Below are 14275 nucleotides of genomic sequence, written 5' to 3' on the forward strand. Positions count from 1 at the left end.
TCCGGCCCGTTCATCAGCGCGCGCAATTCCCGCCAATCAACGCCTGCTCATCACAGCGGCGTCCATTCACTAACTGACACATTCCCACGCGCGAGCCATCCAGCTGATGCGAAAATGCCAGCGTTCCGCCTGCATTCGAACAGGTGCTTTCTGCCAGGGAAGACATCACCACCCGTGGCTGGATATGGGCGGCGGTGGCTTGTTGCGGTGGCTCGTTATCATCACTGTTGCTGCTACAGGCAGAGAGTAATAGCGCGGCACCGGCCAGCAAAAAGGTGTCTGCTTTCATCAGTCGGACTCCGGGAATTGAGGTAAAAGGCTGGCTCAGCATATGTCAGGCAGCACAAGGGGTCGAGAGGTGAAACAGCTTTTTACAAAATTCTGCAGCGTCATTTGCAAGCAGAATTATCTTGTTTACCTGTTATCACTGAACTGCCACCCTTTTTCAGCCCATATTAATTCGGAGTAAACCCATGTTAATGGATATGTTAATTCGCATAGCGCTGGCCGGTATTCTCGGCGGCCTGATAGGCCTGGAGCGGCAGATGCGGGCTAAAGAAGCGGGATTACGTACGCATATTCTGGTCGGTATCGGCAGTGCCATGTTTATGCTGGTGTCGAAATATGGCTTCGCCGACATGCTCAGCAGCGACCACGTAGCACTGGACCCCAGCCGTATTGCCGCTCAGGTGGTCAGCGGAATGGGCTTTCTTGGCGCGGGCACCATTATGATCCAGAAGCAGGTGGTGAAGGGTTTAACCACGGCGGCCGGCCTGTGGGTAACGGCAGCGATTGGTCTGGTAATCGGCAGCGGCATGTATGAGATCGGCATCTATGGCACGGTGCTGGCGCTGGTCGTGCTGGAAGTGTTTCGCCGCCTCAGTCATCTTTTAATCGGCAAACACCATACACTGCTGGTTTTTCTTAAGCCTAAAAGCGTGCCGCTGGTATTGCTGGTCATGCAGCGGGAAGGCATACGCTACGGCAATGTGACGGTGATTAATCGTGATGAAGAGAGCGGTCTTTGTGAACTCAGTGTCCAGGTGACGCTTTCCCGCAAATCAAACGATGCGTACCTTTATGATAAGGTTATGGAGATCAAGGGCGTTCAGTCGCTGGAAATGATGTGATTCCGCCACAAAAGCCGCTCATACCCGATGTCTCCCTGCAGGCATCCGGACATCGCAGAAGGCGGTGAGTAGCAGCCAGCGCCTTCTGCACTCCCCCATCCAAATCTGGCTGACCGCACATCTGGCTATCCTGTAAAGAAGCTTACTGACTGACCTGAGACATAGTGCGTGCCGATAATTAATGGCATAATCCGTTATTGTTTATCAATGTAATCATTTTACCCGGGGACAAATGCGCCAAGACTCTGACCATTCTGAAGACACCCTGCCTGCTGCTTCGCGCAAAAATTACCAGCCAGCATTAATCTTGCTGATTTTTACACTGATTGCGGGTGCTGCGGGGATCATGATGATACTGGATCATCGGAACTCGGTTAATAACGCGCTGGAGACCGGACAATGTCTGGCTGAAGAAAGTGCGGAAGATATTCTGGAAGTACTCAGGCATTTTTTACATCATGCTTATCGCTGGATTTTTAAGGCCTGCGGCTGAATTCAGTGCAGCATAAAATGGAGTAAGCCATGCCGGTTGACCAGCAGCAGAACACCGCAATACATAACCGCAACATAGCAAAGTAAAAAGAGTATCAGCGTCACAATAAATCTGGTGCCGTACTTTTTTATTTTACGATTTTTATCGGGATGCCTCATAGACATTAAATATTGATTCATTTGTTATTCACATTGATAGCCCGACATTAAACGGCTTCACAGGCAGTCTGTATTGACGAAATGTGCGAACCGACAGTTCACTTTATAAGAGAGTCTGCGTAAACGCATTTAAGCATAAAACGTAAACACCCGCTCTTGCGAAATCTGCTTATCAGATGTCCTTAACATCACCTGATTTATTAAAAAATCACTTTTTAGTGCGTGCTAAGAGATGATAAAACCATCGTTTTAATGAGATGCATAACACGCCAGTACGTCTGAATTTATTATTATAAACCCAACGGGTCAACGCACATTCAACAGAGCCCTTTTTTAAGATTATCACCTGAAAAACGAAAGCAGCGATTAATATCTGACTCTCTGATAATTTAATGAAAACATTTCTTTTGATGTACATCAAATCATAAAAATACTACCCGAAATCTATTTAGTCCCGATTGAGTCATGGCAGCGCATGCTGTGTTTTTTATTAATTCGGTAGTGCTGATGAAAATTTTTTTAATTATCTCTGTCATTTTTATGGCCACAAGCTGTGCAGTTAAAAGAGATCATGCGCGGACTGATGCTTACCCGTCATCACCGCCGTCCTGCTCAACGCACAGTGATGAAATTGATTGTCAGTGGAAAGATGTGCCCGTCAGCTGACATCGCGCAGCTGAACGCTTTCCGTTTGCTCACGACAAAGCAAAGCCTGCCCTCTTTCCTCACGCGCTTGCTCAGCACCGCATTCCGACAATGATTGCCCAGACGGGTCACGCGGCCGATGACTCTGACGGCGATTATCCGCTGATTACTTCACTCCGGGCTGGCTTTCGCGGCAACAATCCGTACCATACGCTGCATATTCGTAACATCACAGTGAAGTGACTGGCTGGGCGTGCATCAATTTGCCCTTTAGCTACGCTTTCTGGTTTTTGAGATAGGTAAAAATGCAAGATAATCAAACGGTTGACAAGAAAGAACAGTACAACCTGAATAAACTGCAGAAGCGTTTGCGTCGTAATGTCGGCGAAGCGATTGCAGATTTTAATATGATTGAAGAAGGTGACCGCATCATGGTCTGCCTGTCGGGCGGTAAAGACAGCTACACCATGCTGGAAATTTTACGCAGTCTGCAAAAAAGCGCACCGGTCAACTTCAGCCTGATTGCCGTCAATCTCGACCAGAAACAGCCGGGCTTCCCTGAGCACATCCTGCCGCAATATCTTGAGTCGCAGGGTGTTGAGTACCGGATTGTCGAAGAAGATACCTACTCCATCGTCAAAGATAAGGTACCTGAGGGCAAAACCACCTGCTCACTCTGCTCGCGCCTGCGCCGTGGCATTCTCTATCGCGTCGCGACAGAACTCGGTTGTACTAAAATTGCGCTGGGCCACCATCGCGATGACATCCTGCAGACGCTGTTCCTGAATATGTTCTACGGTGGAAAACTGAAAGGGATGCCGCCAAAGCTGATGAGCGACGATGGTAAGCAGATTGTGATCCGTCCACTGGCCTACTGCCGTGAGAAAGATATCATTCGTTTCTCCGAAGCACGTCAGTTCCCGATTATCCCGTGCAACCTTTGCGGTTCTCAGCCGAACCTGCAGCGTCAGGTGGTAGCCGATATGCTGCGTGACTGGGATAAGCGCTATCCTGGCCGCATCGAAACCATGTTCAGCGCGATGCAAAACGTGGTGCCGTCGCACCTGGCCGATGTCAATCTGTTCGATTTTAAAGGCATCAAACATGGCGATGCAGTCGTTGATGGCGGCGATCTCGCCTTTGACCGGGAAACGCTGCCATCACAGCCTGTCGGCTGGCGGGTCGATGAAGACGATGCACCCGATATCAGCGTGCGTCTGGATGTACTACAGATTAAATAAGTCCGGAAAAGATTAAGGGCGTGCTGCAGGCAGCACGCCCTTTTTTATATGTTGCGATGTGGCGGTGGATCCATTATCGGCGGAAATTCCGGATCGGTTGGTGGATCAGGCTGCGGTTGCGGCTGGGGAATTGGCTCAGGAATCGGGACTGGATCCGTGGGGATCGGCTCGCTGTTAAGAATCGCGCTCATGCCGTACTCCTTTTCTTGCGAATGGAGTTTAAGCTTAGATAAGGAACGGCGTTACAGCCAGGCAGACAAAAAAAAGCCGGCACACTGGCCGGCATGTTTCGAATTAAATGTGCTATGCATCAATTCTAAATATGGAAGTAAGACAATATGGAGCGCAACGCCCATCGCTTGACGTTGCATTCACCTGCGGGAGAGAGTTTGCGTCAGCAGCGACAATGGGTTCTTGATGTCGATCAGCTTTTGTTCGCTTAACGGGATTTTCAGCCCACATAGCGGGATTGCCGCATTACCTTTGTCGCATCAGAGCCAGTGCCGTTTACGCAGATAACCTGCGACCCCTACTGCCAGTGCCACCAGCAGCAGACAGAAGATTGAAAAACCATATTTCCATTCGCCGCCCGGAATGCCGCCCAGATTGACACCAAACAGGCCGGTCAGGAACGTGGCGGGCAGAAAGATCATCGCCATCAGTGACATGGTATAGGTGCGGCGGTTCATCGACTCCGCCATCGCAGAGGCGACCTCATCAGCCAGAATCGCAGTGCGCGCCACGCCTGCATCCAGATCATCCAGCCCGCGCCCCAGACGGTCGGCAATTTCCTGCATCCGGCGGCGTTCACTGTCATCCATCCAGGCCAGTTTTTCACTGGCCAGCCTGGCATAGACATCGCGCTGAGGGGCCATATAACGCCGCATCACAATCAGCTGTTTGCGTAGCAGGCCCAGCTCGCCGCGCGCGGGCATCCGCTGATCGAGCAGCGCATCCTCCAGCTCGATAATTTTGTCATGTAACTCTTCAATAAATTCGCTGGTGTGATCGGTCAGCGCATCACAGACATCCACCAGCCAGCTGCCGCAGTCAATCGGGCCATTGCCGTTTTGCAAATCGGTGAGCACTTCATCGACGGCAGAAACTTTGCGCCGCCGGGTGGAGACGATGAGCTTATCGTTGATAAACACCCGCATGACCACCAGCTGGTCGCGACGTGCATCGGTGTTGTGGTTAACGCTGCGCAGCACAATCATAAATCCGTCGCCCAGCCTGCTCACGCGGGGACGCATGCTGTCGCCCGCTAACGCGTCACGCACAGCATCGGGGATTTGTGGCGTGGACTGCAGCCATTCGGCGCTCTTGCGATGGGTATAGTTCAGATGCAGCCAGCAGGGCTGCTCACACTGGATGACTTCATCTTCAGCAATCGGGATCATTCCCCCCTTGCCATCCAGCTGGCAGGAAATGATGGCATCTGAAACCTGTAATGCTTTTCCTTCAATAACGTCCACTCCGTCGCCTCTCTACTAAAATCAATATGATACAGTCTAGCGTGACGGCGTTGAGTTGCAATCTCCGGGCTGTGTAGAAAGATGTCAGCCGATGGCCGGAAAACCGGCCATGACAGGCTTAGTGCTTTTCAATCCAGAGTTCACGGCTGTAGGCGACGTCTTCAGGATTGGTGATGGGGTAGCCTTTGACCCAGGGTTTAATCAGGCGGCCATTAGTGTACTGATAGATAGGGGCAATGGGCGTCTGTTCAGCCAGGATCTGCTCCGCCCGGTTGTAGTCGCTGTTGCGCGCCTGGTCATTTGTCTCTTTGCTGGCTTTGGCGATGGTCGCATCATAATCCGCGTTGCTGAAACGCGAAATATTACTGCTGTTGCCTGAGGTCAGAAGATTCAGGAAGGTAGATGGCTCATTGTAGTCACCCACCCACGAAGCACGAATCACATCAAAGTTCCCGCTATTACGGCTGTCGATATAGGTTTTCCACTCCTGATTCTCCAGCGTGACATCTACCCCGAGGTTCTTTTTCCACATCGAGGCCACAGCAATCGCAATTTTCTGATGACTCTCAGAGGTGTTGTAGAGCAACTTAAGTTTGAGCGGCTTAGCGGGGCCATAACCGGCGGCGGCGAGCAGCGCTTTCGCCTGCGCGTTCAGGGTGTTCTGATCGTGCTGCTGCATGAAAGTGGGCAATGGCTTAAAGCCTGCTGTTACATCTGGCGTAAAGTGCCACGCCGGCTTCTCACCGGTGCCCAGCACTTTTTCAGCAATGACTTTGCGATCGATAGACCATGAAAGCGCTTTGCGGACCCGCACATCGGCAGTCGGCCCCTTCTGCGTGTTAAAAGCATAGTAATAGGTGCCTAACTGGTCAGGTGTGTAGACCTCACCCGGCAATGTTTTTTTCAACATCGCATACATATTTTTAGGGAAGGATTCGGTGATATCGACATCATTTGCGCGATAGCGCTTAGTGGCGCTCGACTCTTCATTGATCGGGACAAAGGTCACTTTTGTCAGCACCGAATGCGCATCATCCCAGTAGTCCGGATTACGGATCAGGACGATTTTTTCATTTACGACCCGCTCACTGAGCTGATAGGCACCGTTGCCCACCAGTTTGCCGGGTGCCGTCCAGCTGTCGCCCTCCTGCGCAATCGTCTTCTGAGGAACCGGGAAGAGCGCGACGTTAGCCACCAGCGCCGGGAACCACGGCACCGGACGATCCAGCGTCACTTTCAGCTGCGTTTTACCCTGAGCGACCACACCCAGCTTATCGGGCGTCATTTCGCCTTTGGTAATGGCTGCCGCATTTTCAATGCCGCTTAAACCCGCGAACCAGGCAAAGGGCGAACTGTTTTCAGGAGCGACCAGGCGCTGCCAGCTGGAGACAAAGTCCTGTGCGGTAACCTGATCGCCGTTTGACCAGCGCGCGTTATTGCGCAGGGTGAAGACCCAGGTTTTGTTGTCGCTACTGCTCCAGCTCTGCGCCACGCCCGGCACAATTTTGCCCTGCGCATCCTGATTGGTCAGGCCTTCAAACAGATCGCGAATCACCTGAATTTCCGGCAGTCCGACTGCTTTAAGCGGATCAAGTGAAGCGGGTTCATCTTTAATGTGGCGAACGATCTGCTGCTGTTCAGCCAGCTGTGCGCCAGCGGGTGGATTCGCCGCGATAGCGGGTGTGATAACACTGCTCAGACTGATTGCTGCCAGCGTCATGCGAAAGGTCTTAACCATCATCACTCCTTTACCCCAAAGAAGTGCTGCATCAGTCTGTTGCTGATACAGCTTGTGCAGGGCACTTTAGCGCAAATGGCTGACAGATAAATAGCTATTTTCCGCACACGGCTTTTCCGCTACTTTGAGTAAAATCCTTTGAGGAAATGAGTATGTCACCACTCCATCCGCGACCCCTGCGGGGCAAACTTGACGTTCCCTATCAGCAGTATGGCCGCTCTGTGCTGGGCGCACCGCTGCTGTGGTTTCCGGCCCCATTGGGCGATCCCGACAGCGGTCTGATCCTTGCCGGCACCCACGGTGATGAGAATGCGGCCATCGCGACGCTCTCTGCCGCATTACGCACGCTGCCCGACGGCATGCGTCGGCACCATGTGGTATTAGCGGTCAATCCGGATGGCTGCCAGCTTGGGCTGCGCGCTAACGCAAATGGCGTCGATCTCAACCGTAACTTCCCCGCCGCAAACTGGCAATCAGGCGAGACGGTATATCGCTGGAACAGCGCGGCCGATGCGCGTGATGTGGCGCTCTCAACCGGTACGCATCCGGGTTCGGAACCGGAAACCCAGGCACTCTGTGCTCTGATTCATCAGCTTAAGCCGTGCTGGATCGTCTCATGGCATGAACCGCTGGGCTGCATTGACGATCCGCATCAGGTGGATATAGGCGGCTGGCTGGCCAGCCACACCCGCCTTCCCCGAGTCAGCAGCGTCGGCTATGACACGCCAGGCTCATTCGGCAGCTGGTGTAACGATCTCAGTCTGCCCTGCGTCACCGCTGAAATGCCGGTGATTTCCGTGGATGAAGCCACAGAGACTTACCTTGAGATGATGGTCAACCTGCTGCGCTGGCAGCAATAATCAGTTGACCGTTGCGCACGTTGATCGCCGGTTCTGCATCGGCCGCCAGCCAGGTTGGCCCGTCAAGATCGGCGAAGCGGGTCTGCGGCACCAGCGGCAACGCAGCACGTATCGCCCGCGAGGTGCAGAGCATGCAGCCCAGCATCACCGTAAAGCCCTGCTGCTGAGCCGCATCGGCCAGTGCCAGCGCCTCGGTTAGTCCACCCGTTTTATCCAGTTTAATGTTGACCATCTCATAACGGCCTCGTAGTGCCGCCAGGCTTTCGCGGGTATGACAGCTCTCATCAGCGCAGATCGGTAACGGATGGATAAAATTCTCCAGTGCCGCATCCTCATCCGCGGGCAGTGGCTGCTCAAGCATCGCCACATTGATATCGGCCAGTAGCTGACAGCGTGCTGCCAGGCCTTCGGCGTGCCATGACTCATTCGCATCCACAATCAGGGTCGCGTCCGGCACGGCGGCGCGGATCGCCATCAGCCGTTCGGTGATGAAATTATCGTCAAGCTTAACCTTCAGCAGCGTTGCACCATGCTGCCACAGCGCCAGCGCGCTGCTGGCCATCGCTTCCGGGGTATCGATACTGACGGTCTGTGCGGTGACCACATCCTCAGGCGCGGTAACGCCGCTAAGCTGCCAGAGGCTGCTCTGCTGCTGATGTGTGGCCAAATCCCACAGGGCGCTGTCAATGGCGTTGCGCGCGGCACCAGCAGGCAGTGCCTGTTGCAGCGCTTCACGCGTCATGCCCTGTTGCAGCGCAGGCAGCAGCGTGGCGATTTGCGCCAGCACCGAGGCTTCGCTTTCACCGTAGCGCGCATAAGGGGTCGCTTCTCCGACGCCTTTGACGCCGTCCTCCTCAATTTCAACCACCACCACCTTGACTTCGGTTCGCGTTCCACGGGCAATGACAAACGGCGTATGCAATGGCCAGGCTTCGGGGTAACTTTTTACCGTTCTCATTTCCACTCCAGAATGTAGGACGCAGTGGCAGCCCGCCACGTTAAATTCAACAATTGAACTCGTAAACCCTTAACATTTATGTCATAAACAACGGCTATCTTTAGCCGTTTTGTGTTGGATGTTTTTTCTCATCAAAAGGAATCACTATGTCTCAGACTGTTCATTTTCAGGGTAACGCCGTGCCAGTTGCTGGTCAGTTTCCTCAGGCTGGCGATAAAGCTAAAGCTTTTACGCTGGTCGCTAAAAATCTGGTCAACGTTGCGCTCTCTGAGTATGCAGGAAAACGCAAGATTCTGAACATTTTCCCGAGTGTTGATACCGGCGTCTGTGCTTCATCAGTGCGCAAATTCAATCAGGCCGCGAGTGAACTGAATAATACGGTGGTGCTGTGTATTTCAGCGGATCTGCCGTTTGCCCAGTCACGTTTCTGTGGCGCAGAAAACCTGAGCAACGTAGTGACCCTGTCGACGCTGCGCGGCTCAGAGTTTAAGTATGATTATGGCGTGGAAATTGCCGATGGTGCGCTGGAAGGTCTGACTGCTCGTGCGGTGATCGTGCTGGATGAGAACGATAAAGTGCTCTACAGCCAGCTGGTTGATGAAATCACTACTGAGCCTGATTACGACGCTGCGCTGGCCGCGTTGAAGTAATACAAAAAGCGGATAGCCAGGTTATTCGCCGATGTTACAGATAATGTCTGGCTCGATTAGCTGTCAGAACGAGCCTGCACAGAAAACTGGGTCAGATCGGAGAGACGCAAAATCTGTCATCCATGACCGCCCGGCCCGCACAATTACGCACCTCATCCCTGAGGTGCGCCCGTAGACGGGCCAACGCTTCGCGTTGTTCAAAAACGCTCCCGGCGTTGTTACTACGCACCTCATCCCTGAGGTGCGCCCGTAGACGGGCCAACGCTTCGCGTTGAGTTAATCTATGACTGCCAGATTCGCCATGAGTCTGCTAAGAGGAACTGAAAAGCTTATTCGCTTTCGGTACGCTTCTGCCCCAGACCATATTCCCGCAGCTTATTGGCAATCGCGGTGTGCGAAACACCCAGCCGTTTTGCCAGCTTTCGGGTACTGGGATAAGAGAGATAAAGCCGCGTCAGAATCGAACGTTCGAAACGGCTGGTGATCTGATCCAGTGTCCCTTCCAGGGCTTCATCTCCGAGTGACACATCCAGCGCCTGTTCGGGCAACACGATATCCTGCGGACGCAGCTCGTAACCTTCCAGCTGGGTTAATGCCCGATACAGCGCGTTTTTCAACTGACGCACGTTGCCAGGCCAGGCATAACGGGTCAGAAACGCATTGAGCTGTGGCGAGAGACGCGGACGCGCCATTCCCTGCTCATCCGCTAAGCGGGCCACAAACATCTCAGTCAGTGGCAGAATGTCCTGTGGACGATCGCGCAGCGGCGGCAGTTGCAGCGTCAGCACATTGAGACGATAAAAGAGATCTTCGCGGAACTCGCCCCGCTGCACCAGTTCAATCAGGTTCTTCTGTGTGGCGCAAATCACCCGCACATTGACATGCACTTCATGCTCTTCGCCGACGCGACGGAAAGTACCGTCATTAAGAAAACGTAGCAGCTTGGTCTGCATTCTTGGCGACATCTCGCCAATTTCATCCAGCAGAACCGAGCCGCCATTGGCCTGCTCAAAAAAGCCTTTTTTGCCTTCCAGCGCATTCGGATAAGCGCCGGCAGCATGACCAAACAGCTCGCTTTCCGCCACGTCGTCGGGCAGAGAGGCACAGTTCAGCGCCAGGAAAGGATTTTTCCCGCGGGCACTGCGCAGATGACAGGCGCGTGCCAGCATATCTTTCCCGGTCCCGGTGTCGCCAACAATCAGTAGCGGCGCATCAAGCATCGCCAGTTTACGTGCCTGATCGACCACCTGACGCATCTTCGGCGTGACGGCAATGATATGGTCAAACTCCGATTCGTCGGTAACCACCAGATTCTGCAACTGGCGGCCCATACGGGCTGTCGACTTCAGCATCACCATCGCCCCAACCGGCCTGTCGCTCTGGCCCTCTTCACCCGGCAGGTAGATGGGACGTGCCTCCATCAGAAAATCACGCCCCTCAATGACGACATGCTGGGCCTGCGCCTCAACACGTTCGCTCTCGAGCCAGCGCAGGAAATTAAAGCCGTTAATCAGATGACCGGCGCTAAAGTTGCGCATCTTCTCTTCATCGAGATTAAACAGGTTCTGAGCAGCGGGATTCGCCAGTTCAACCTTGCTTTTCAGATCGATAGAGAAGACCGGATCCGGCATCGCCACCAGCAGCGCACTCAGCGCGCGATGCTCCCGTTCAGAGGGCATGTACGTAACCGTGCGCACATCTGTTACGCCGGGTGTACGGCGGATTTCCGCCATCAGATTACTGAAGGCGTCAAATTCCAGTGCAGAAAAGTTCAGGTAGATGCGGCCCAGTGCCGTGATTTCGATACCGCGTAAATCAATGTTGCGTGCCACCAGCAGGTCAAGCAGTTCACGCGTCAGACCGATACGGTCCTGACAGAACACTTCCAGACGCATTGCGTTCGCCTTAATCAGGTTCAGATAAAACAATAATACGCTATGTGGCGCACCTGCAGAAAGGTGTCTGTCAGGAAATGTTGACAGTTCTGGCTCGTATGGTGAGGTTTTGTCCTAACCTGCTGTCGACGATCATTTCCGGTTGAATGTCAGTCTTTGTCAGCACCGGACTGTTGATTGCGGGCTGATTACGGTATATTTTTCTTAACTGAGTAGAATTGATTTTAAAATGCTGACTTTCTTCGCAAAATATCTGACTGTGGGTATGGTTAATACCCTGATTCATTGGCTGACCTTTTTCCTCGCCCTGAGCATGGGTCTCATGCAATCGACCGCTAACCTGATTGCTTTTTGCATGGCCGTCACCTTCTCTTTCTTTGTTAATGCGCGCTGGACCTTTAAACAGCAGGCCACGGCATGGCGTTATATTCTTTACCTCGTTTTTATGGGCGCGATGGCATTCAGCGTAGGTTATCTGGCTGACCGGTTGGGCCTCTATCCAATTATTACATTGATTGCCTCATCGGCTATCAGTCTGGTATGTGGCTTTCTTTTTTCCCGCTTTGTTGTATTCAAAGGAGAATAATGAAAATCTCTTTGGTGGTGCCGGTATTTAATGAAGAGGAGGTCATCCCTCTTTTTTATGATGCGGTCAGAAAATATGAAGCGCTTGCAGAGTGGCAGGTTGAGATTGTTTTTATCGATGATGGCAGCACAGACGCAACGTATAAGCTGATAACGCAACTGAGCCAGCGCGATCCACTGGTGTGCAGCCTGTCATTTATTCGTAATTTCGGCAAGGAACCGGCGCTATTTGCCGGACTGGAAGCCGCCACCGGCGACGCCGTTATCCCGATTGATGTGGATTTGCAGGATCCGATCGCGATTATTCCCGACATGATCCGAAAATGGCAGGCGGGCGCTGATATCGTGTTAGCCAAGCGGATTGACAGACGTGCCGATGGTCACCTCAAACGCAAAACTGCGCACTGGTTTTATAAACTGCACAACAGTATCAGCGATCCGCAAATAGAAGAGAACGTCGGTGATTTCCGGCTAATGTCGCGTGAAGTGGTTGAGAACATTAAGCTGCTGCCCGAGAAAAATCTCTTCATGAAGGGCATTCTGAGTTGGGTCGGCGGACAGACGGACATCGTGGAATATGTACGCACTGAGCGAATTGCTGGCCGCAGTAAATTCGGCGGCTGGAAGCTGTGGAATCTTGCGCTTGAGGGACTGACCTCATTCTCTACTGTTCCGTTACGCATCTGGTCATATCTGGGTTTCTTAGTGGCCTCGCTGGCCTTTCTGTATGGACTCTGGATGATCGTGGATAAACTGCTGTTCGGTAATCCGGTGCCCGGCTACCCCTCTATTCTGGTTTCTGTGCTTTTTCTCGGTGGGGTTCAGCTTATTGGCATTGGTGTGTTGGGTGAATATATTGGCCGCATCTATATGGAAACCAAAAACCGGCCTCGCTATATTTTGCGAAAATCCGCGACGACCAGACTAACCCCGCCTCAGAACACGGATTAAACCGCGCGTTCAGGCGCAGAGAGATGGCCTGATTAATAAGGATGTAAAATGTTCGCCACTGATACCGTACTGACACACCGTAAGGTTTTTTTACTTATTGCGATCGTTTTTCTGATTGCTTATAGCCCCGCTTATTTAACCCATTACGCCTATACCGATGACTGGACAAATCTCTACTGGGCTAACTCTGACAAGCTCAGCATCTTAAACTGGGACACGTTATCCGGCAGGCCGGTGTATGGCGTTATTCAGTACAGTGCTTCTTTTCTGGTGGAGAGCGTAGAACGACTGGCGCTGTTGCGTTCTGTCGCCCTTGTTCTGCTCATTTTTACCGGGTATTACATCTATACCCTTTGTCAGAAAGATGCGCTGCTGGAGAATCAGGCTCAGCGGATCACTTTTGCATTATTGATTTGTCTGCTCCCTTCATTTCAGGTTTACGTTGCATGGGCATCCTGTTTCCCCTATATCGCTGCGATTTTACTGGCGGGTGCCAGCTACCGTTTGTCGATTAAACCGGGCATCCCAGCCAGGCTGTTAGCATTCTGCCTGCTGACCATCGCTTTCTGTCTCTACCAACCGGCCGCAATGAGCTTTACCTTCTTTGCTGCGCTGGACCTCTGCTTTTCCGCGCGGAAAATTGATAAGAAACAGGCGCTAATCTCACTGATGGTGCTGGGCGCAGGCATGTTTGCTGCGCTACTCGCCTCGAAGGTGCTGCCCGTTCAGCTTTATGGTCACACGCTGCCCCGCTCGGCATTCAGCTACGACATCCCGGTTAAGCTGAAATGGTTTTTTACCGAGTACCTGAAAAACGTTATCTGCAACTTTGATCTCGGTGCAAAAACGGTGTCGGTGATCCTCTCTGCGACCATTATTGGTTTTGGGCTTAAGAAAATTAAAGCCGCAGGCAACGACAAATTTTATCTGATGTTCGTCTTACTGCTGATCGCCGCACTGCCCAATCTGATTGTCAGCGAAAGCATGGCTGCTTACCGCACGTTGATTGCCGGTGCATTGATTACCACCAGCGCATTTATTCTCGGCCTGTTTGAAATCAGCAAAAAGATAAAATGGAAAAAGCCTTTTTATACGCTGCTGGTGATAGCGGCTGGCTCGCTGACGATAAGCCATCTGATCAACGGCTACTCCGTTCCGGCTCGCAAAGAGTTTGCCCTGCTCGATCAGGCAATCATTCAGCAGGTTCCGAAAGATTTTAAGGGCGCACTCTATTATCGCCTGACCGGGGAGTACCTGCCGAAGGTTGCGACGTTACGTAAATATGATGATTTCGGCGGGCTGGGCCTGAGCATGTCATGGACATTCACCGGAATGGCGCATTTTATCAGGGAGAAGAATGGGATGGCTTTTACGCTGCCAGCGGACCCGGTGATCACTGATGAATCTGCCTGTCCGGGTGAGTGCCTGACTATCGATTCGCGGCAGGTCCTGCGTCAGCCGCATTAAATAATAAAGGCGGCAAGGCCGCCTTTATT

12 protein-coding genes and 1 pseudogene are annotated in these 14275 nt (G+C 52.6%); 7 read left to right on the forward strand and 6 right to left on the reverse strand.

From position 1 onward, the window contains the following. Positions 1–13: 13 nt before the first annotated feature. Positions 14–289, reverse strand: a complete 276-nt coding sequence (locus tag N1689_RS05975; protein WP_260058261.1) for a DUF333 domain-containing protein — start codon at positions 287–289, stop codon at positions 14–16. 184 nt (positions 290–473) lie between these two features. Between N1689_RS05975 and N1689_RS05980 the strand changes: the two genes are divergently transcribed. After that, the gene (locus N1689_RS05980; RefSeq protein WP_150010231.1) at positions 474–1130 is read left to right on the forward strand and encodes an MgtC/SapB family protein; all 657 of its coding nucleotides are present in this window, start codon (positions 474–476) and stop codon (positions 1128–1130) included. A 1601-nt stretch (positions 1131–2731) separates the two neighbouring features. Further along, on the forward strand, positions 2732–3667 hold the full coding sequence (ttcA, locus tag N1689_RS05985; RefSeq protein WP_161735202.1) for a tRNA 2-thiocytidine(32) synthetase TtcA: 936 nt from the start codon (positions 2732–2734) through the stop codon (positions 3665–3667). Between the two features lie 86 nt (positions 3668–3753). Here ttcA and N1689_RS22080 read toward each other — a convergent pair. From N1689_RS22080 to N1689_RS05995, 3 genes and pseudogenes are all read right to left on the reverse strand, one after another. Next, positions 3754–3858: pseudogene (locus tag N1689_RS22080) on the reverse strand (hypothetical protein); the annotation flags it as partial. Between the two features lie 300 nt (positions 3859–4158). After that, a complete protein-coding gene (gene zntB, locus N1689_RS05990; protein ID WP_161735206.1) occupies positions 4159–5142 on the reverse strand; it encodes a zinc transporter ZntB in 984 nt (327 codons plus the stop codon). Positions 5143–5260: 118 nt separating this feature from the next. Further along, positions 5261–6880, reverse strand: coding sequence for an ABC transporter substrate-binding protein (locus N1689_RS05995; RefSeq protein WP_260058457.1), 1620 nt, complete (start codon positions 6878–6880; stop codon positions 5261–5263). Between the two features lie 152 nt (positions 6881–7032). On the opposite strand from N1689_RS05995, the gene mpaA reads away from it, so the two are divergent. After that, positions 7033–7740: a murein tripeptide amidase MpaA gene (gene mpaA, locus N1689_RS06000; RefSeq protein ID WP_161735208.1), complete on the forward strand. Its 708-nt coding sequence runs from the start codon at positions 7033–7035 to the stop codon at positions 7738–7740. Here mpaA and ycjG read toward each other — a convergent pair. Beyond that, the gene (gene ycjG / locus N1689_RS06005) at positions 7715–8698 is read right to left on the reverse strand and encodes an L-Ala-D/L-Glu epimerase (RefSeq protein WP_222925432.1); all 984 of its coding nucleotides are present in this window, start codon (positions 8696–8698) and stop codon (positions 7715–7717) included. The genes mpaA and ycjG overlap by 26 nt on opposite strands. A 146-nt stretch (positions 8699–8844) precedes the next feature. Here ycjG and tpx point away from each other — a divergent pair, with 146 nt between their 5' ends. Then, positions 8845–9348 (forward strand): thiol peroxidase, encoded by a 504-nt coding sequence (gene tpx / locus N1689_RS06010; protein WP_161735213.1) that lies wholly within the window; start codon positions 8845–8847, stop codon positions 9346–9348. A gap of 329 nt (positions 9349–9677) precedes the next feature. Here the strand turns inward: tpx and tyrR are convergent, their stop codons facing one another. Beyond that, positions 9678–11243: a transcriptional regulator TyrR gene (gene tyrR / locus N1689_RS06015; protein ID WP_260058264.1), complete on the reverse strand. Its 1566-nt coding sequence runs from the start codon at positions 11241–11243 to the stop codon at positions 9678–9680. A gap of 229 nt (positions 11244–11472) precedes the next feature. Between tyrR and N1689_RS06020 the strand changes: the two genes are divergently transcribed. Genes N1689_RS06020 through N1689_RS06030 form a run of 3 tightly spaced genes read left to right on the forward strand, consistent with a single transcriptional unit; the run spans position 11473 to position 14246 of the window. Then, positions 11473–11829, forward strand: a complete 357-nt coding sequence (locus tag N1689_RS06020) for a GtrA family protein (RefSeq protein WP_253418714.1) — start codon at positions 11473–11475, stop codon at positions 11827–11829. Beyond that, positions 11829–12779 carry a glycosyltransferase family 2 protein gene (locus N1689_RS06025; protein ID WP_161735221.1) on the forward strand — a complete coding sequence of 317 codons (951 nt, stop codon included), beginning with the start codon at positions 11829–11831 and terminating at the stop codon, positions 12777–12779. The genes N1689_RS06020 and N1689_RS06025 overlap by 1 nt, the downstream gene beginning before the upstream one ends. 48 nt (positions 12780–12827) lie before the next feature. Next, entirely contained in the window at positions 12828–14246 is a 1419-nt protein-coding gene (locus tag N1689_RS06030) for a hypothetical protein (RefSeq protein WP_260058268.1), read from the forward strand. The last annotated feature ends 29 nt before the right edge of the window (positions 14247–14275 follow it).

The sequence above is a fragment of the Pantoea sp. XY16 genome (assembly GCF_025153065.1).
Taxonomy (GTDB): domain Bacteria; phylum Pseudomonadota; class Gammaproteobacteria; order Enterobacterales; family Enterobacteriaceae; genus Pantoea; species Pantoea alfalfae.

Excerpts from the sequence above, each read along its gene's own strand:
- N1689_RS05975 (WP_260058261.1), bottom strand. The coding sequence starts at position 289 with ATGAAAGCAGACACCTTTTTGCTGGCCGGTGCCGCGCTATTACTCTCT.
- N1689_RS05980 (WP_150010231.1), top strand. The coding sequence starts at position 474 with ATGTTAATGGATATGTTAATTCGCATAGCGCTGGCCGGTATTCTCGGC.
- ttcA (WP_161735202.1), top strand. The coding sequence starts at position 2,732 with ATGCAAGATAATCAAACGGTTGACAAGAAAGAACAGTACAACCTGAAT.
- N1689_RS05995 (WP_260058457.1), bottom strand. The coding sequence starts at position 6,880 with ATGGTTAAGACCTTTCGCATGACGCTGGCAGCAATCAGTCTGAGCAGT.
- mpaA (WP_161735208.1), top strand. The coding sequence starts at position 7,033 with ATGTCACCACTCCATCCGCGACCCCTGCGGGGCAAACTTGACGTTCCC.
- ycjG (WP_222925432.1), bottom strand. The coding sequence starts at position 8,698 with ATGAGAACGGTAAAAAGTTACCCCGAAGCCTGGCCATTGCATACGCCG.
- tpx (WP_161735213.1), top strand. The coding sequence starts at position 8,845 with ATGTCTCAGACTGTTCATTTTCAGGGTAACGCCGTGCCAGTTGCTGGT.
- tyrR (WP_260058264.1), bottom strand. The coding sequence starts at position 11,243 with ATGCGTCTGGAAGTGTTCTGTCAGGACCGTATCGGTCTGACGCGTGAA.
- N1689_RS06020 (WP_253418714.1), top strand. The coding sequence starts at position 11,473 with ATGCTGACTTTCTTCGCAAAATATCTGACTGTGGGTATGGTTAATACC.
- N1689_RS06025 (WP_161735221.1), top strand. The coding sequence starts at position 11,829 with ATGAAAATCTCTTTGGTGGTGCCGGTATTTAATGAAGAGGAGGTCATC.
- N1689_RS06030 (WP_260058268.1), top strand. The coding sequence starts at position 12,828 with ATGTTCGCCACTGATACCGTACTGACACACCGTAAGGTTTTTTTACTT.